The following is a 17,447-nucleotide window of genomic DNA, read 5'->3' on the forward strand; positions in this document are numbered from 1 at the left end:
GGTTCACAGCCTAGAGCCACAACCTCGTCGGCACCGCGCCGGTACCGTAGCCCTATGTCTGTTCACCTGACGAAGATCTACACCCGGACCGGCGACGACGGGACCACCGGCCTCAGTGATTTTTCGCGAGTCTCCAAGAACGATCCGCGTCTGGTCGCCTACGCGGATTGCGACGAGACCAACGCGGCGATCGGTGTGGCCGTTGCCCTCGGCACACCCCCGGAGAATCTGCTCGCGATGCTGCGCCAGATCCAGAACGACCTCTTCGACGCGGGGGCCGACCTGTCCACCCCTGTCGTCGAGAACCCGAAGTACCCACCGCTGCGAGTGACTCAGGCCTATATCGATCGACTCGAAGGATGGTGCGATGAGCTCAATGAGCAACTGGCACCGTTGAATTCGTTCATTCTGCCCGGCGGAACTGCCCTGGGCGCCCTGCTTCACGTAGCAAGAACCGTCTCGCGGCGTGCGGAGCGTGCGGCCTGGTCCGCCATCGATGCGAACCCGGAAGACACCAGCGTCCTCCCCGCGAAATATCTCAACAGATTGTCGGATCTGCTCTTCATCATGGGAAGAGTGGCAAATCCTGAAGGCGATGTGCTCTGGAAGCCCGGCGCCGGGGCTTGAGCGGGACCGGTCAGGCGGTGCGTCGCCTACGGGCGCGCCCGTCCGGCCGTGATTCGACCCAGGACAGGAAAGCTGTCAATGCTCCACTGTCCAAGGCGATTTCGTAGGCCGACGATCCGTCGTTGACCTTGACCACGACGATGTCGTCGCTCATGATGTCGAATTCGGTACCCGAGGGAGAGCGACGGCTCTCGACCTCGATTCCTTGACGATCAATCCTGGAGTCCGGGCCCGGCCGCAGACTCGACAGTTTGAAAAAGACGAAGGTGCTTTCGCCGTAGCGAATGATTCCGTGACGCCACCCGCTGTCCCCCGGGGATGGCAGAACACGAAGCAGTGCAGCGGTACCGCCGCGACGTAGAACCAGCAGACGATACAGAAAAGCCGCGACGAGAACCGCGAGCAGCACAACCAGAATGATCAACACAGCCATTCCGAATGTCACTGTTCGTCGGCTCCCGTCGCGGCTTTACTCGAGTAACTTACGCGCGCTCGACGGCCCGGAGCTGACCCTTGGCGACCGCAATCGCTTCGAGGTCGCCCGAGTTCTCGGCCAAGACAGCCTTGGCTGCCTCGACGTCGATGTCCTGTGCCATGTCCGCGGACTCGGCAAGAATCGTCACCGTCGTCGCAGTGACGGAGAGGAACCCTCCGTGTACTGCAGCAACGATACGCTCGCCGTCGACCGGGGTGATCGACACGGTTCCGCCCTCGATCAGCTGGCCGAGGACCGGCTCATGCCCGGGCATGATGCCGATTTCGCCCTCAGTGGTCTGAGCGCTGACCAGCGTCGCCGAACCAGACCACAAGCGCTGCTCGACGGCAACGAGTTCTACGGTCATCTCAGCCATCGTGGACTACTTCCCGGCCATCTTCTTGGCTGCAGCTTCGACGTCGTCGAGTCCACCGCAGCTGTTGAATGCCTGCTCGGGCAGGTGATCGAACTCGCCCTCGCAGACGCGGTCGAAGGCTTCGATCGTGTCGCGGAGCGGCACGACGGAGCCGGGCTCACCGGTGAACTTCTCGGCAACGATGAAGTTCTGGCCGAGGAACTTCTGGATACGACGGGCGCGGCCGACGAGGACCTTGTCCTCTTCCTGAAGCTCGTCCATACCGAGGATGGCGATGATGTCCTGCAGTTCCTTGTACTTCTGCAGGATGCGCTTGACCTCGTTGGCAACGCGGAAGTGCTCGGCACCGACGATGCCGGGCTCCAGGATGCGGGAGGTCGAGCTCAGCGGATCCACAGCGGGGTAGATACCCATCTGCGAAATCGGGCGCGAGAGCTCGGTGGTGGCATCGAGGTGCGCGAACGTCGTAGCCGGCGCGGGGTCGGTGTAGTCGTCGGCGGGCACGTAAATAGCCTGCAGCGAGGTGATCGAGCGACCGCGGGTCGAGGTGATGCGCTCCTGGAGCTCACCCATCTCGTCCGCCAGCGTGGGCTGGTAGCCCACTGCCGAAGGCATACGGCCGAGGAGGGTGGAAACCTCGGAACCTGCCTGCGTGAAGCGGAAGATGTTGTCGATGAACAGCAGAACGTCCTGGCCCTGAACGTCGCGGAAGTACTCCGCCATCGTCAGTGCGGACAGGGCGACGCGCATACGCGTTCCGGGCGGCTCGTCCATCTGGCCGAAGACAAGGGCGGTGTCCTGGAGGACGCCCATCTCTTCCATTTCCAGGTGGAGGTCGGTGCCCTCACGGGTACGCTCACCGACGCCTGCGAACACCGAGGTGCCCGAGAACTCGCGAGCGATACGCGTGATCATTTCCTGGATCAGAACGGTCTTGCCGACGCCGGCGCCACCGAACAGGCCGATCTTTCCACCCTTGACGTACGGGGTGAGAAGGTCGATGACCTTGATGCCGGTCTCGAGGATCTCGGTCTTACCTTCGAGCTGATCGAAGGCTGGTGGCTTGCGGTGGATGCCCCACTGCTCGCCGTCGCGGCCGAGGCCGGGGGTGTCGAGGCAATCGCCCAGGGCGTTGAACACGTGGCCCTTGACGACGTCACCGACGGGAACCGAGATCGGCTTGCCCGAGTCGGTCACTGCAGTGCCGCGGACGAGGCCGTCGGTGGGCTGCATGGAGACGGTGCGGACCAGGTTGTCACCGAGGTGCTGTGCAACCTCGAGCGTCAGCGTCTTGGCGACCGAGGGAAGCGTGATCTCGGCGTTCAGGGCGTTGAACAGTTCAGGAACAGCGCCACGCGGGAATTCAACGTCCACGACGGGACCGATGACCCGCACGACGCGGCCGGCTACGGCCGAAGCCGAACCTGCCCCGTTGTTTTCGGTTACTGCTGCGGTCATGTGCTAGTCACTTCCTGCGCTCGAGGCGAGCGCGTTGGCGCCGCCGACGATCTCGCTGATTTCCTGGGTGATCTGGGCCTGGCGAGCCTGGTTGGCCTGACGGCTCAACGTGTTCACCAGTTCGTTTGCGTTGTCCGTCGCGGCCTTCATGGCGGTACGACGGGCTGCCGACTCCGATGCCGCAGCATCGAGAAGCGACGAGAAGATACGAGTGCTGACGTACTTCGGGAGAAGAGCACCGAGAAGCTTCTCGGGCTCGGGCTCGAAGCTGAAGTCCGCGACGGGGCCATTGTCATGGTCGTCGTCGTGGCCGTTGGTCAGCATGTCGTCACCGAGTTCGATGCGCTCTTCCGACACGAAGACCTCGAGAGGAGCCATACGGCGAACCTCGGGAGTCTGCGTCAGCATCGACACGAAGCGGGTGTAGACGATATGGAGTTCGTCGACGCCCTCGATCGTGCCTTCACCGTTCGGAGCGGCAACCTGGTTACCCGAACCAGCCATGAACAGCTCCACCAGGTGGCGGCTGGCCTTCGCTGCATCCGAGTAACCCGGATCCTGCGAGAAGCCCGTCCACGCAGCACCGATGTCGCGGCCTCGGAACGTGTAGTAGCCGAGTCCCTTGGAACCGAGCACGTACACGACCGGCTCCTTGCCCTCGCTGCGGAGGAGAGCCATGAGCTCTTCTGCCTGCTTGAGGACGTTGGAGTTGTAGCCACCACACATGCCGCGGTCACTGGTGACAACGAGGACCGCAGCCCGCTTGGGCTCCGGGCGCTCGTTGAGCAACGGGTGATCGAGCGAAGCAGACGCACTCGCCAATTCGGTGAGTACCTTCGTGATCTCCTCGGCATACGGCTTGGACGCGGCGACGCGAATCTGAGCCTTGGTGATACGCGAAGTCGCGATCAGTTCCTGTGCCTTGGTGATCTTCTTGGTCGAGTTGACCGACTTGATACGAGACCGCAATTCGAGAATGCTCGCCATCGATCAATCACTCTCCCTTCGGAATTCGCAGTGTCATGGGCGCGTACGTCACTTGCTGACGGTCTTGCGCTTGACGTTGATCTGCTCGTTCTCGACCTCGTCGGCGCCCAAAGCGTCAGCCTCGGCCTCGTTCACGACCCGGCTTCCGTCGGATGCGATGAAGCCTTCCTTGAACTTGTTCGTTGCAGCGATCAGCGCAGCAGCGTTGTCGGCATCGAGTGCCTTACCGCCGTTGATGCTGGAGTAGACGCCAGCAGCCGAGTGCTTGAGGTCTTCGAGCAGTTCCTTCTCGAAGCGACGGACGTCACCGATCGGAACGCTGTCGAAGATGCCTTCGCCGGCGAGGTAGATCGAGACGATCTGGTCCTCGACAGGGATCGGGCTGTACTGATCCTGCTTGAGCAGCTCGACCAGACGGGCACCGCGCTCGAGCTGAGCCTTGGAGGCAGCGTCGAGGTCGGATGCGAAAGCGGAGAACGCTTCGAGCTCACGGAACTGAGCCAGTTCCAGACGCAGCGAACCGGAAACCTTCTTCATGCCCTTGGTCTGTGCAGCGCCACCGACGCGGGAGACCGAGATACCGACGTTGATCGCGGGGCGAACGCCCTTGTTGAACAGGTCGGACTCGAGGAACACCTGACCGTCGGTGATGGAGATGACGTTGGTCGGGATGTACGCCGAGACGTCGTTCGCCTTGGTCTCGATGATCGGCAGAGCCGTCAGCGAGCCACCGCCGAGTGCGTCGGACAGCTTCGCCGAACGCTCCAGCAGACGGGAGTGCAAGTAGAAGACGTCACCGGGGTAAGCCTCGCGTCCCGGCGGGCGACGCAGCAGCAGCGAGATGGCGCGGTACGCCTCTGCCTGCTTGGTCAGGTCGTCGAACACGACCAGAACGTGCTTGCCCTGGTACATCCAGTGCTGGCCGATGGCCGAGCCGGTGTACGGTGCGAGCCACTTGAAGCCTGCGGAATCAGAGGCCGGAGCAGCAACGATGGTGGTGTACTCCATCGCGCCCTTCTCCTCGAGGGCAGCCTTGACGCCCGCGATGGTGGAACCCTTCTGACCGATGGCAACGTAGATGCAGCGCACCTGCTTGTTGACATCGCCGGAATCCCAGTTGGCCTTCTGGTTCAGGATGGCGTCGATGCAGACCGCGGTCTTGCCGGTCTTGCGGTCGCCGATGATGAGCTGGCGCTGGCCGCGGCCGATCGGGGTCATGGCGTCGATAGCCTTGATACCGGTCTGGAGCGGCTCTTCGACCGGCTGGCGCTCGAGCACCGAAGCGGCCTGGAGCTCGAGTGCACGGTTCTCGGTGCTCTCGATCTCGCCGAGTCCGTCGATGGGCGCACCCAGCGGGTCGATGACGCGGCCGAGGAAAGCATCGCCGACGGGAACCGACAGAACGTCGCCCGTGCGCTTTACTTCCTGGCCTTCTTGAATGTTCTGGTAATCGCCAAGGATGACGGCACCGATTTCGGTGGCATCCAGGTTGAGCGCGACGCCGACGATTCCACCGGGGAACTCCAACAGCTCGTTGGACATAGCCGAAGGCAGGCCAGAGACGTGCGCAATGCCGTCACTGGTGTCGGTCACTGTGCCGACCTCCTCACGGGAGGCCTCCGGGGAGTAGCTCGCGGTGTAGTTGTCGATCGCGCTACGGATCTCGTCGGAGGAGATCGTCAGCTCCGCCATGTTTTTCCTGCTCTCGGTGTCTGGTCTTCGAAAAGATCTGGAGTATGTGTTCGGCTGAAGGACTACTTGAGGTTCTTCCGCAGTGCTGCGAGTCGACCCGCTGCGCTGCCGTCGATAACCTCGTCGCCCACCCGGACGACCAAGCCGCTGAGGAGTTCTGGATCAACCTCGACGTGTACTGCTACCGGCTTCCCGTAGGTGCGGGTAAGAGTGCTGGCCAAGCGATCCGACTGCTCCGAGCTCAACGCCGAGGCGCTGCGAACGTGAGCAACGGTGGTATCGCGCTGCGCTGCGGCAAGATTCGACAGCTGATCGAAAGTGTCTGCGGGTGCAGACTTCAACCGGCCGACGGCCTGTCCGGCGAGTGCCTCGGTGACCGCAGTGACCTTGCCGTAGAGCAAGCGGGAGAGGAACTCACGCTTGCGGGCTGCGGGAACCGACAGATCCGAGAGCGTCTGCTCCAGGCTGGGATCCCCTGCCACGATGCGACCGAGACGGAAGAGCTCGTCCTCAACGGTGTCCAACTGGCTCTGATCGGCTGCGGCGCGGAGCAGAGCTTCGCGTCCGAGCAGTTCGAGCGAGTTGACCAAGTCGCGGGCCGCAGACCAGCCCTGGCCTGCAGCTGCCTTCACGGTGGCGAGCGCCTCGGCGCCGACCTTTCCGGAGAACAACTGCTCTGCCAAAGCCTGGCGACCAGCGGCCGGTGCCGAAGCGTCAGCCAGCGCGCTGCGAAGAGCGCGCTGGCCGTCGAGTACCTCGACCACCGAGAAGAGCTCGGACCCAGCCTGAGCAGAAGCAGCAGTTGCGGCTCCTGCAGAGACGGCGCCCAGGGCACTGCTCAGCGCAGAACGAGTCTGCGCCAAGGCTTCACGGCTCGCTGCGTACATGTTGCTCACTTCCTGGCTGAATCAGCGCTGACGGTGTCGAGCTCGTTGAGGAAACGATCAACCGTTCCGGCGCGCTTCACGTCGTCGGCGAGAGACTCCCCGATGACCTTCTCGGCCAGGTCTACAGCGGTCTTGCCGAGATCCGAGCGGAGCTCAGCGACGATCTGCTGACGCTGGGCGACGAGCTGGCTGTGGCCTGCGGCCACGATGCGGTCGCTCTCGTCCTGCGCCTGAACCTTCATGTCAGCGATGATCTGCTGACCCTGGGTACGCGCTTCCTCACGGATCTGCGCTGCCTCGGTACGAGCTTCGGCGAGCTGCGCGCGGTACTGCTCGAGCGCGGCCGCTGCCTCTGCCTGTGCGTCTTCGGCCTTCTTGATGCCGCCCTCGATCTGCTCGGTGCGTTCGGCCAAGACCTTCTGGAACTTCGGAAGAACGAGCTTCCAGAAGACAAAACCGACTACGACGAGCGCAACCGCGGACCACACGATGTCGTATGTCTCGGGCAAGAGAGGATTGTGTGTCTCCTCTGTTGCCGCGAGCACTGCGAAGGTGGCTCCCATGTCTGTCTTAGAAAATGAAACCGGCGACAAGGCCGATCAATGCGAGGGCCTCGGTGAATGCAATACCGAGGAACATGGTGGTACGAACCTGGCCGGCCATCTCGGGCTGGCGGACCATGCCTTCGATTGCCTTGCCCACAACGATGCCCACGCCGATGCCGGGGCCGATTGCTGCGAGGCCGTAGCCGATGGCTCCGTAGCCGCGCGACTTGGTCTCGACAACTTCCTGAGCGAGGTAAGCGATGCTCATGGTGTTCCATTCCCTTTCTGTTGACCTCTGCCGGATTCGGCAAGAGGCTCAGTTCTTGGTGTAGCTGGTGAGGAGGTAAAAGGTCAGTGCTCGTCGGCGTGGAGCGCCAATTCGATGTACACCGCGGTCAGCAACGCGAACACGTAAGCCTGCAGGAAGATGACCAGCAGCTCGAAGAACGTGAATGCGATACCGGCGATGATCGACGGAACGCCGAAGATCGCCTGGAATCCGCCGGACACGAAGAAGAAGTAGTTCGTCGCGCTGAAGAACAGCACCAGCAGGATGTGGCCGGCCAACATGTTGGCCATGAGACGAACCATCAGCGTGAACGGGCGCAGGATGAAGGTCGAGATGAACTCGATGGGCACCAACAAGAAGTGCAGGGGCAGCGGAACGCCGGGAACGACGATGCTGCTCTTGACGTACTTGAAGAAGCCGTACTTCTTGATTCCGACGTAGTTGAACACGATGTAGGCGAGCGCCGCGAGTACCAGGGGCATACCGATTCGTGCGTTCGGCGAGATGTTCAGGAAAGGAATGATGCTGGCCATGTTGCTGGCGACCACGATGAAGAAGATCGTCGTGATGACCGGCAGGAAGCGCTTGCCCTGTTCCTTGCCCAGGATCTCCTCGGCGATGTTGATACGAACGAAGTCGAGCGCAAGCTCAGCGGCGTTCTGCATCCCACGGGGAACCAATCGAGGGCTGCGCATCGCGATCACGAAGAAGGCTGCGACCAGCACCGACATCAGCAGACGAATCAGCATCAGACGGTCGAGCTCGAAGGGGCCCGCGTGAATCAACACGGAGGGCGGGAAAAAATCGTCTAGTGACGGCGCATGGAATTCATCCGCGGCCAGGGTGGTGACGCTCAGCGTTCTCTCCCGTAGTCGGTCCGCAGCCATCATTGACTGCGGTTCGATCGGACATTGACGATCTACAAGTCGACAAGTTCGACTCGCGCATTCGTCAGCAGCTGGAGAACCCTAGAGGGGCCTGGCGTCTGTCGGTGTCGGCGACTCTCGTCGACTCAGTGGTCAGAATTTCGACCACCTGCGAGCACATGGCATCGTCGGCTGAGTGTTACTCGGCCCACCATTGCTCTCGCTTGAACCGAACCTTATCAAGTCATCTACGACATTGTGTAGATGGGGTACCTGGAAGTCCGATTAGTTACCTCTTGTAGTACTACTCGCCGTCGTCGACGTTGCTGCTGGGAGTGGGATCGACGTACGGAGTTTTGGTTCCGAGAACGCCGTATGTCTCCGCGCCGAGCACGACGACCAGCGACATGATGATGACCAGGACGAGAGCGGTCTTGTTGTAGAAATCCATATCCGAGAGGACAAAGAGAACAACCATCGCGAGAATCATCTTCAGCAGCCACGTGCCGAGAAGAACTGCGCCCGCCGTGAGCGCGGGCAACTTCGCTGTGAGCAGCACGCCCAGCGCCGTGAACAGGATGAACCCGCCGCCGACGGCTGCGCCGATCAAAGCGCCGTAGACGCCTTCCTTGCCGGCGAAGAGCCCGCCCAGGAGCGCGCCGACCACAGCCAGCGCGACCAGCCCCATCACACCCCACTTCACGGCCGACTTCATGGCGGCGGTCGAATCAGGGATGGGTTGCGAGGCAGGTACAGGCTGCGGCGTGTTCGTCACGATGCCCAAGGGTAATGGATCGGGAAACTTGGCTAGCGACGCTGTTGCTTGCGATCGATCAGGGACGGCACCGCGGTGAAGAACAAGGCAATGACCAACCCGGCCGCAACCAGTACGACAACCAGCTGTCGATTGAGCAGCGAGGATCCGACGGCACCGAACGCCAGGACGCTGACCCACAGGTAGATGACCAGCACAACCCGTCGGTGCGTGTGTCCGATTTGCAGGAGGCGATGATGCAGGTGCATCTTGTCCGGACTGAACGGACTGACGCCCGCTTTAGTCCGGCGGATCACGGCCAGGAGCATGTCCAGCATCGGGATGAACATCACAGCACCGACCAGCAACAACGGCGCGAGGAGGCCGACCAGGTCGCGGGTTCCGTAAGCAGTGAGCGGAATACGACCGGATGCACTGGTGGAGATCGCGGCAAGCATGAGACCGATCAACATCGACCCGGAATCGCCCATGAAAATGCGCGCTGGATTGAAGTTATGCGGAAGAAAACCGAGACAAGCGCCTGCCAAGGCCGCCGCGATCATCGCCGGCGGATAGACGCTCGCGTCGCCGCCCTGATCGTGGAGCAGACCGATCGAGAAGATGAGGATCGCCAAGGCCGCGATGAGGCCCAAACCGGCGGCCAATCCGTCGAGACCGTCGACGAAGTTCATCGCGTTGATGGTCGCCACGGCGATAGCCACCGTGAACAGTCCCGATTGAATCTGATCGAGGATGATCGTGGACCCACCGTCACCACCGAAAGGGTTGTAGATGATGAACCAACTGACGCCCATCACCACAAGAACTCCGGCAGCAGTCACCTGACCCACGAACTTGGTGAGAGCGTCGAGGCCCCACCTGTCGTCGATCACGCCCACGAGGACGATGACGGCGCCCGCTACGAGCGCAGCGTGTACATCTGGACTACCGAAGCCGAAACCTCTTGTGAGCGCCGGTAATTGCTGCGCGAACAGCAGACCGACAACCATGCCGATATACATTCCGACGCCACCGAGGCGCGGAATCGGCTCGACGTGAACGTCCCGATCACGCGGTATGGCGACGGCGCCGAACCGCAGCGCCAACAACCGGACTGCGCCAGTCGCCAGGTATGTCACTACCGCCGCCGTACACAGCACGAGCAACAGTTCACGGATGGGCACACCCGCTCCCCCGCCGCCCTGTGCCAGATATGTGGTCGCCTCGTACGAAGTGATCACTGCGCGAGATCACCCGTCCGGCGGGGATAGGCAGGTTTTGCCCGTACCAGTTCGCGAACGCCGTCGGCAACTGATGCCAACTCGGCCTCCCCTGACGTGGTGGCTGGATCCGCTACGACTGCACGCGCGATCAACTCCCCCACGATGCTCATGTCGGAACTGTTGAACCCCTGTGTCGTCACGGCCGCGGATCCGACGCGGATTCCGGACGTGACGGCCGGCGACTGCGGATCGAACGGAATCGCGTTCTTGTTGAGCGTGATCGAAGCCAGTCCGCACCTACGCTCGGCGTCGACTCCGGTGACACCGCTTGCGCGCAGATCGAGAAGCGCCAGATGCGTGTCGGTTCCACCGGACACGGTGCGCAGGCCGCGAGCTTCCAACGACTGCGCGAGCGCCGACGCATTGGCAACCACTTCCTGTGCATACCAACGATATTCCGGCGTCGACGCTTCTTTGAAGGCAACCGCCTTCGCAGCGATCGCATGCATCATCGGGCCGCCTTGAATGAAGGGGAACACCGCGCGATCGACAGCAGAGGCATACTCGCTGCGGCACAAGATCATTCCGCCGCGCGGGCCTCTGAGGACCTTGTGCGTCGTCGCGGAGACCACGTCGGCATACGGAACACACGACGGTATCGCCCGGCCTGCCACGAGTCCGATGAAGTGGGCGGCATCGACCCACAGGATCGCACCGACCTCGTCCGCGATCGACCGGAAGGCTGCGAAGTCGATGGTTCGGGAGTACGCGGTCGCGCCGGCGACGATGATTTTCGGCTTGTGGGCCAGAGCCAGGGTGCGAACCTCGTCGTAGTCGATCAATTCGGTGGCCGAATCGACGTGATAGGGAACGGTGGTGAACCACTGCCCCGAAAAGCTGACCCGAGACCCGTGAGTCAGATGCCCACCGTGCGGCAAACTCATCGCCAATACGGTGTCGCCGGGCTTGGCGAATGCGGCGTACACCGCGAGATTCGCGGTGGCCCCCGAATGCGGCTGGACGTTGACGTGCTCGGCGCCGAACAGTGCCTTTGCCCGGTCGATCGCCAGATTCTCGGCTACGTCGACGTACTCGCACCCGCCGTAGTAACGCCGACCCGGATAGCCCTCGGCGTACTTGTTGCTCAGGGTCGAACCCAAGGCAGCCAGTACCGAGGGGCTGGTGAAGTTCTCGCTCGCGATGAGTTGAAGCCCGCCGCGCTGACGCTCGAGTTCGGCCAGCGCAACAGCCGCGATCTCGGGGTCCGCCGTGGCAAGCTCACCGAAATCCGGTCCCCAATACGTGGATTCCCCCGCGCGCTCGCCGCCGGCGCCGACCATCGTTACGAAACTCCCTCTACGAGGCTTTCCGGACTGGTGCCCAATACCTCGGCGATGGATTCTGCCGAGACGGCACCCACTCGCAAGATACGCGGTGAATTGCCGGTCAGGTCGACGATCGTGGAAGCAACGGCGTGTTCGGCCTTGCCTCCGTCGAGATACACGCTGGCAGATCCGCCGAGCTGATCTCGGGCTTCCTCGACGGTAGTTGCCGGCGGACGCCCCGAAATGTTGGCGCTCGAGACGGCAAGCGGTCCGACATCGCGCAACAGTTCGAGGGCAACCGGGTGCAGCGGCATGCGGAGCATGACGGTTCCGCGGGTATCACCGAGGTCCCAGGCAAGTGAAGGCGCCTGCTCGACGACCAAGCTCAGTCCGCCGGGCCAGAACGCGCGGATCAGATCCCGGGCCTGGGGGCGCACGCTGTAGACGAGCCCGTCGATGGTGTTCCACGATCCGACCAGTACCGGGACGGGCATGTCTCGCCCGCGTCCCTTGGCACGCAACAGACTCGTGACAGCTTCGCTGTCGAACGCGTCCGCGGCGAGTCCGTAAAGGGTGTCGGTAGGGAGAACTACGAGTCGGCCGGCCTTGAGCGCGTTCTTCGCGGCGGCCAAGCCTGCGGTTCGGGAATCTGTCTGACTGCAGTCGTACACGGTGCTCACTCAGCCATCCTTTCACTCTGCACTTCGGGCGTTCGATTCCGCTGCGCTTCGACGTCGGTGGCGACACGTCTGGCGACGACGAAACGCGGACGACCGGCAAGATCGGGATGCTGTGCAACGTCGCCGAACACCCGGCGCGCCGAGAACAGCGCAGCGACGCCGTCGCCGTTGGTGTCGTCGTGCTCGATGCCTGCCGCGCCGCCGATTCGAAGCCACCTCGCGATGTTGCTGATCATGGGTTTGATGACGGACAGACCGTCGGCGCCACCGAACAACGCGGTGTGCGGGTCGTAATCCATGACCTCAGGCTGCAATTGCGCGCCTTCGGGGATGTACGGCGGATTGGACACGACCAGATCGACGCCGCCCTCGAGCCCTGGCAACAGGTTCCGATCGGTGACATCACCCTGATGCAGATGGATCGGTGTATCACCGGCGGCCTCGCGGTCGGCAGCATTACGACGCGCCCACGCCAACGCGGCGGGCTCCTTCTCCACGGCGTGAACGACGGCGTCTGGACGGGCCTCGGCGATGGACAGCGCGAGTACACCCGATCCCGTGCACAGGTCCAGAACTACCGGCGGCTTGCTTCCGCAACCTTCGAGGAACGAGAGCGCCCAACCCATGAGCAATTCGGTTTCGGGCCGCGGAATGAAGACACCCGGACCGACAGCGACGTCGATGTTGCCCATCGATGCGACTCCGATGATGTGCTGCAACGGAATCCGCTTCACGCGTTGCGCAACCAACTCGTCGAACGCCGCGATGACCTCAGGATCGACCAACGGAATCAGCCCGAGACGCGTGCGTTCGACGCCGAGCAGGTGGGATGCCAACAACTCGGCGTCGGTGCGTGGGCTGGGCACACCTGCGGCGTCGAGCTGTTTTGCAGCTTCGATCAGCGCCAAACGAAGTGGAAGTCGACTCACGGGTACAGCCTGCCACGCTCGACCGACACGCGGTTCACCGAGTTCCCGGCGGGACGGAGGCCAGTCATGGTCTGCATCTACTCGGCCGCGAGACGCGCCTCTCGGTCCGCCTTGCCCAATGCGTCGAGAAGTGCGTCGAGCTCACCGTCGAGCACTGCGTCGAGGTTGTGCGACTTGAATCCGATGCGGTGATCGGTGATGCGGTTCTCAGGGAAGTTGTAGGTGCGGATGCGCTCCGAACGGTCCACCGTCCGAACCTGACTCTGGCGACCTGCCGACGCTTCTGCGTCCGCGGCTTCCTCGGCGACTACCTGCAAACGGGCTGCAAGCACCTGCATGGCACGCGCCTTGTTCTGGAGCTGCGAGCGCTCGTTCTGGCAGGTGACGACGATGCCGGTCGGAAGGTGCGTGATTCGAACCGCGGAGTCGGTGGTGTTGACGCCCTGACCGCCCTTGCCGGACGAACGGTAGACGTCGATACGCAGGTCACTCTCGTCGATCTGGACCTGCTCGACCTCTTCGGGCTCCGGGTAGACCAGAACGCCGGCGGCCGAAGTGTGAACGCGTCCCTGGGATTCGGTGACGGGCACTCGCTGGACGCGGTGAACCCCGCCCTCGAACTTGAGCCTCGCCCACACTCCGTCCGGGGTGTCTGACTTGCTCTTGATCGACAGCGTGGCTTCCTTGTATCCGCCGAGATCGGAGACCGTCGCGTCGAGGATCTCGACGCGCCAGCCGTGCCGTTCCGCGTAGCGGACGTACATGCGGGCCAGGTCCGAGGCGAAGAGCGCGGATTCTTCGCCGCCCTCACCGGACTTCACTTCGAGGACGATGTCGTCACCGTCATGCGGATCACGCGGCGCCAACTGATCGGTAAGCGTCTGCTCGAGTTGCGCGACCTCGGCTTCGAGATCGGGGATCTCGGCGGCGAAGCTGGAATCGTCGGCGGCGAGTTCGCGCGCAGCTTCCAGATCGTCCTGCGCAGCCGTGAGCTTGTTGTACGTCGACATGATCGGCGAGAGCTCGGAGAACCGCTTACCGACGCGCCTGGCAGCGGCAGGGTCGTTGTGCAGCGCCGGATCGGACATCTGCGCTTCGAGACCGGCGTGCTCCGCCAAGATGTCGTCGATGGCCGAGGGCTGGGTTGCGCCTGCCATGGTTCGCTCCGCTCTGAGTTTCGATTCCTACGGTGCGCGCTTGAAGGTATTTCGACGCCGGGACCCGGGAAACGCGCAAACCGAGTGCAGGCACAAAAAAGCCGACGCCCGATCTGCGCATGGCAGATCGGGCGTCGGCGGAACAGCTAGGACTCGGTGGCCGGGACCTTGCTGTCTGCGCGCTTGCCGTAGCGAGCCTCGAAGCGAGCGACGCGTCCACCGGTGTCGAGAATCTTCTGCTTGCCCGTGTAGAACGGGTGGCACTGCGAGCAAACCTCGACGTTGATGCGTCCGGACTCCTTGGTGCTGTGGGTCTCGAACGTGTTACCGCAACCGCAGACGACGGTGGTCGCTACGTAGGTTGGGTGGATTCCTGCCTTCATGGTGTCCCTTTCAATGGTCGCCGGGTCGACGTCGCCAATCGACATCGTGAACCGGAACCGGACTCGGCCGTTCAGTATGCCAGATGCGGTACCTCACCAGATAATCCGCGTCTCGCACGCCTCGGGGTGGCTGTACGAAGTTGTCAACGCACTGCCCCTCGGTTTTGTTCCGCCCACGCAAAAGGCCCACAACCAGCTGGTTGTGGGCCTTTGACGTCGAGTCGATCAGTCGTCGATCGCACCCGGTGCGGTCTTGGAGACCTGCATCAGGAACTCGAGGTTGTTCTTGCTCTTCTTCAGTCGATCGATCAGCAGATCGATGGCCTGATGCGAGTCCAGACCGGACAGGACGCGGCGGAGCTTGTGCAGCACCGCAGCTTCGTCCGGGCTCAGGAGCAGCTCGTCCTTACGCGTGCTGGACGGGTTGACGTCCACGGCCGGGAACACGCGGCGTTCGGCGATCTTGCGATCGAGCTTGAGCTCGGCGTTGCCGGTGCCCTTGAACTCTTCGAAGATCACGGTGTCGCCGGTGGATCCGGTCTCGACCATCGCGGTGGCGATGATGGTGAGCGATCCGCCGTTCTCGATGTTGCGGGCAGCGCCGAGGAAACGCTTCGGCGGGTAGAGCGCCGTCGAGTCGACACCACCGGAGAGGATGCGTCCGGACGCAGGCGAGGAGTTGTTGTACGCACGACCCAGACGCGTGATGGAGTCGAGGAGTACGACGACGTCCTTACCCATCTCGACCAGGCGCTTCGCACGCTCGATTGCCAGCTCGGCAACTGCGGTGTGATCTCCCGGCGGGCGGTCGAAGGTGGAGGAAATGACCTCACCCTTCACGCTGCGCTGCATGTCGGTCACTTCCTCGGGACGCTCGTCCACGAGGATGACCATCAGGTAGCACTCAGGATTGTTGGTGGCGACGGCATTCGCGATCGCCTGCAACACGCTGGTCTTACCGGCCTTGGGCGGGCTCACGATGAGGGCGCGCTGGCCCTTACCGATGGGCATCACCAGGTCGATGACACGCGTGGTGAGAATGTGCTGCTCGGTCTCGAGGCGCAGTCGCTGGTTCGGGTACAGCGGCGTGAGCTTGTTGAACTCGGGGCGCTTCTTCGCTGCCTCGACGTCGCCGCCGTTGACCGTGTCGATGCGGACCAGCGGGTTGAACTTCTGACGCTGGCTGCCCTGCTCACCGTCACGCGAGACGCGGACGGCACCGGTGATGGCGTCACCACGGCGAAGGCCGTTCTTGCGGATCAGGTTCATGGAGACGTAGACGTCGTTGGGACCGGCGAGGTACCCGGATGTACGCACGAAGGCGTAATTGTCGAGGACGTCGAGGATGCCGGCGACCGGCTGAAGGACGTCGTCCTCGCGGATTTCGGTCTCGCGCGAATCGTTGGGTGCGCCACCCTCACCGCGGTCGCGACCACGGCCACGGCGCTCGCGGAAACGGCGTCCGCGGCGTCCGCGTCCACCCTCTTCGTCGTCGTCCGGTCCGTTGTTGCGGTTGTCCGTACGCGGACCGGCGTTGTTCTGGCCGGCGTTGTTCTGGTTGCCGCGATCCTGACGGTCCTGGCGATCCTGGCGATCCTGGTTGCCCCGGTTGCCCTGGTTCTCGCGCTGGCCCTGGTTGTCTCGCTGGCCCTGATTGTCCCGGTTGCGCTCGCGGCGGGGACGCTCGTTGCCCTGCTCGGCAGGAGCCTGATCAGCGTCGGACTTGCCCTCGGTGCGCGCAGGACGCTCGACCGGAGCCTCAGCCTTGGCGGTCTCGGCGACCTTCGAGGTATCGGCGGCCTTCGAGGTGTCCGCGTCGGACTTTGCCGAAGGAGTGTCCTGCTCGATGCTCAGTTCACCCTGGTCGGGTGAACCTGCACGACGAGCGGCGCCGCGACGCTGACGTCCACGACGGGGTGCGCTCTGATCGGAATCCTCGGCGGATTCGGTACGCGCAGGCGCTGCCTCGGCAGGAGCGGATTCTGCCGCGGGAGCCGTTTCGGCTGCGGGGGTTTCGGTGCGTGCGGCGCGGGTGCTCTTGGCACGAGTGCGCGCAACGGGTGCGTCGTCGAGAGTGAGTTCGCTCTGTGCGGGTGCAGCCTTTGCGCTGCCGCCCTGGCGCTCCTTGATGGCTGCGATCAGGTCGCCCTTGCGCATGCCGGAAGTGCCTTTGATGCCCAGTTCACCCGCAAGAGTGCGGAGTTCGGTGAGCACCATGCCGGAGAGTCCGGCACCACGGCGCGTTTCGGCACGCTTCGTGGAGGTCGCCACCGCACCGTTCGATGCTGAAGATGACGCCTGAGAATTGTCGCCTGATTCCGACCCGGCGGGTGCAGAAGTGGCGATGAGGTCCGTATCGGTCACGGAGGTCCTTTCCTTCCCTCACTCGCACTGCGCAAAGTCGAGGGTTCGTCCCGCAGTTCGATTGAATACCGAACTCGGTGGTGCCGTACGTGGTTGCTGTCCAGAACTGCCGGCTTGTCCGCCGTCACATGATTGTCGGAAACTCTCGCCTCAAACTTTTCATGCGCTCGCAAACCTGCCCAACGCGCCTTCGTCGACGATTCACTCCCCCGTGTGTTGAACCCCAGAGATATGGAACCTCTGAGTGTTCGATCCGCGGAGGATTCAAACCTTCGGAGAAGGTACAAGCGTGAGAATCATGCCTGCGAGAATCATGCCAAGGACTGTGGACCCCGATTGGGAAGGAGTTTTGCCCCCTGGTGATGCACCGGCGACTGACGCGCACGATGTACGGACATAGCCCAGGATAGCGTCCAAACCTGAGTCCGGC

At 63.0% G+C, this 17,447-nt stretch carries 18 protein-coding genes; 1 reads left to right on the plus strand and 17 read right to left on the minus strand.

What is annotated here, in order from left to right:
* Positions 1-54 precede the first annotated feature (54 nt).
* On the plus strand, positions 55-627 hold the full coding sequence (locus tag GJB56_RS11935; protein WP_020908291.1) for a cob(I)yrinic acid a,c-diamide adenosyltransferase: 573 nt from the start codon (positions 55-57) through the stop codon (positions 625-627).
* A 10-nt stretch (positions 628-637) separates the two neighbouring features.
* Here GJB56_RS11935 and GJB56_RS11940 read toward each other — a convergent pair whose 3' ends face one another.
* The 17 genes from GJB56_RS11940 to rho all read right to left on the minus strand — a co-directional run bounded on the left by GJB56_RS11940 (position 638) and on the right by rho (position 17,017).
* Positions 638-1,060, minus strand: a complete 423-nt coding sequence (locus GJB56_RS11940; RefSeq protein ID WP_195849617.1) for a DUF2550 domain-containing protein — start codon at positions 1,058-1,060, stop codon at positions 638-640.
* 49 nt (positions 1,061-1,109) lie between these two features.
* A complete protein-coding gene (locus GJB56_RS11945; RefSeq protein ID WP_019749170.1) occupies positions 1,110-1,478 on the minus strand; it encodes a F0F1 ATP synthase subunit epsilon in 369 nt (122 codons plus the stop codon).
* A gap of 6 nt (positions 1,479-1,484) precedes the next feature.
* Positions 1,485-2,936, minus strand: a complete 1,452-nt coding sequence (gene atpD / locus GJB56_RS11950; protein WP_113684099.1) for a F0F1 ATP synthase subunit beta — start codon at positions 2,934-2,936, stop codon at positions 1,485-1,487.
* Positions 2,937-2,939: 3 nt separating this feature from the next.
* A complete protein-coding gene (locus tag GJB56_RS11955; protein WP_003941320.1) occupies positions 2,940-3,923 on the minus strand; it encodes a F0F1 ATP synthase subunit gamma in 984 nt (327 codons plus the stop codon).
* 48 nt (positions 3,924-3,971) lie between these two features.
* Positions 3,972-5,615 (minus strand): F0F1 ATP synthase subunit alpha, encoded by a 1,644-nt coding sequence (gene atpA, locus GJB56_RS11960; RefSeq protein WP_019749171.1) that lies wholly within the window; start codon positions 5,613-5,615, stop codon positions 3,972-3,974.
* Positions 5,616-5,677: 62 nt separating this feature from the next.
* Positions 5,678-6,502 (minus strand): F0F1 ATP synthase subunit delta, encoded by an 825-nt coding sequence (locus GJB56_RS11965; RefSeq protein ID WP_113684112.1) that lies wholly within the window; start codon positions 6,500-6,502, stop codon positions 5,678-5,680.
* A gap of 5 nt (positions 6,503-6,507) precedes the next feature.
* Positions 6,508-7,065 carry a F0F1 ATP synthase subunit B gene (locus tag GJB56_RS11970; RefSeq protein WP_019749173.1) on the minus strand — a complete coding sequence of 186 codons (558 nt, stop codon included), beginning with the start codon at positions 7,063-7,065 and terminating at the stop codon, positions 6,508-6,510.
* A 7-nt stretch (positions 7,066-7,072) separates the two neighbouring features.
* Complete coding sequence (locus tag GJB56_RS11975; RefSeq protein ID WP_003941327.1) at positions 7,073-7,315, minus strand: ATP synthase F0 subunit C; 243 nt, start codon at positions 7,313-7,315, stop codon at positions 7,073-7,075.
* 83 nt (positions 7,316-7,398) lie between these two features.
* Complete coding sequence (atpB, locus tag GJB56_RS11980) at positions 7,399-8,226, minus strand: F0F1 ATP synthase subunit A (protein ID WP_019749174.1); 828 nt, start codon at positions 8,224-8,226, stop codon at positions 7,399-7,401.
* Positions 8,227-8,506: 280 nt separating this feature from the next.
* Positions 8,507-8,977, minus strand: a complete 471-nt coding sequence (locus tag GJB56_RS11985; RefSeq protein WP_113684111.1) for a hypothetical protein — start codon at positions 8,975-8,977, stop codon at positions 8,507-8,509.
* A 32-nt stretch (positions 8,978-9,009) separates the two neighbouring features.
* Positions 9,010-10,197: a glycosyltransferase family 4 protein gene (locus GJB56_RS11990; RefSeq protein WP_019749176.1), complete on the minus strand. Its 1,188-nt coding sequence runs from the start codon at positions 10,195-10,197 to the stop codon at positions 9,010-9,012.
* On the minus strand, positions 10,194-11,519 hold the full coding sequence (gene glyA, locus GJB56_RS11995; protein WP_113684098.1) for a serine hydroxymethyltransferase: 1,326 nt from the start codon (positions 11,517-11,519) through the stop codon (positions 10,194-10,196). Before glyA ends, GJB56_RS11990 begins: the two co-directional genes overlap by 4 nt.
* Before the next feature lie 2 nt (positions 11,520-11,521).
* On the minus strand, positions 11,522-12,184 hold the full coding sequence (locus GJB56_RS12000; protein ID WP_003941345.1) for an L-threonylcarbamoyladenylate synthase: 663 nt from the start codon (positions 12,182-12,184) through the stop codon (positions 11,522-11,524).
* Positions 12,181-13,113 (minus strand): peptide chain release factor N(5)-glutamine methyltransferase, encoded by a 933-nt coding sequence (gene prmC / locus GJB56_RS12005; protein WP_019749178.1) that lies wholly within the window; start codon positions 13,111-13,113, stop codon positions 12,181-12,183. Before prmC ends, GJB56_RS12000 begins: the two co-directional genes overlap by 4 nt.
* A 77-nt stretch (positions 13,114-13,190) precedes the next feature.
* Positions 13,191-14,270 carry a peptide chain release factor 1 gene (gene prfA, locus GJB56_RS12010; protein WP_003941341.1) on the minus strand — a complete coding sequence of 360 codons (1,080 nt, stop codon included), beginning with the start codon at positions 14,268-14,270 and terminating at the stop codon, positions 13,191-13,193.
* A gap of 146 nt (positions 14,271-14,416) precedes the next feature.
* Complete coding sequence (gene rpmE, locus GJB56_RS12015) at positions 14,417-14,653, minus strand: 50S ribosomal protein L31 (protein WP_003941310.1); 237 nt, start codon at positions 14,651-14,653, stop codon at positions 14,417-14,419.
* Between the two features lie 225 nt (positions 14,654-14,878).
* On the minus strand, positions 14,879-17,017 hold the full coding sequence (rho, locus tag GJB56_RS12020) for a transcription termination factor Rho (RefSeq protein WP_113684097.1): 2,139 nt from the start codon (positions 17,015-17,017) through the stop codon (positions 14,879-14,881).
* Between the last annotated feature and the right edge of the window lie 430 nt (positions 17,018-17,447).

Source organism: Rhodococcus sp. AQ5-07 (assembly GCF_009707305.1).
In the GTDB taxonomy this organism is placed as follows: domain Bacteria; phylum Actinomycetota; class Actinomycetes; order Mycobacteriales; family Mycobacteriaceae; genus Rhodococcus_F; species Rhodococcus_F erythropolis.

Excerpts from the sequence above, each read along its gene's own strand:
- GJB56_RS11935 (WP_020908291.1), top strand. The coding sequence starts at position 55 with ATGTCTGTTCACCTGACGAAGATCTACACCCGGACCGGCGACGACGGG.
- GJB56_RS11940 (WP_195849617.1), bottom strand. The coding sequence starts at position 1,060 with ATGGCTGTGTTGATCATTCTGGTTGTGCTGCTCGCGGTTCTCGTCGCG.
- GJB56_RS11945 (WP_019749170.1), bottom strand. The coding sequence starts at position 1,478 with ATGGCTGAGATGACCGTAGAACTCGTTGCCGTCGAGCAGCGCTTGTGG.
- atpD (WP_113684099.1), bottom strand. The coding sequence starts at position 2,936 with ATGACCGCAGCAGTAACCGAAAACAACGGGGCAGGTTCGGCTTCGGCC.
- GJB56_RS11955 (WP_003941320.1), bottom strand. The coding sequence starts at position 3,923 with ATGGCGAGCATTCTCGAATTGCGGTCTCGTATCAAGTCGGTCAACTCG.
- atpA (WP_019749171.1), bottom strand. The coding sequence starts at position 5,615 with ATGGCGGAGCTGACGATCTCCTCCGACGAGATCCGTAGCGCGATCGAC.
- GJB56_RS11965 (WP_113684112.1), bottom strand. The coding sequence starts at position 6,502 with ATGTACGCAGCGAGCCGTGAAGCCTTGGCGCAGACTCGTTCTGCGCTG.
- GJB56_RS11970 (WP_019749173.1), bottom strand. The coding sequence starts at position 7,065 with ATGGGAGCCACCTTCGCAGTGCTCGCGGCAACAGAGGAGACACACAAT.
- GJB56_RS11975 (WP_003941327.1), bottom strand. The coding sequence starts at position 7,315 with ATGAGCATCGCTTACCTCGCTCAGGAAGTTGTCGAGACCAAGTCGCGC.
- atpB (WP_019749174.1), bottom strand. The coding sequence starts at position 8,226 with ATGATGGCTGCGGACCGACTACGGGAGAGAACGCTGAGCGTCACCACC.
- glyA (WP_113684098.1), bottom strand. The coding sequence starts at position 11,519 with ATGGTCGGCGCCGGCGGCGAGCGCGCGGGGGAATCCACGTATTGGGGA.
- prfA (WP_003941341.1), bottom strand. The coding sequence starts at position 14,270 with ATGGCAGGCGCAACCCAGCCCTCGGCCATCGACGACATCTTGGCGGAG.
- rpmE (WP_003941310.1), bottom strand. The coding sequence starts at position 14,653 with ATGAAGGCAGGAATCCACCCAACCTACGTAGCGACCACCGTCGTCTGC.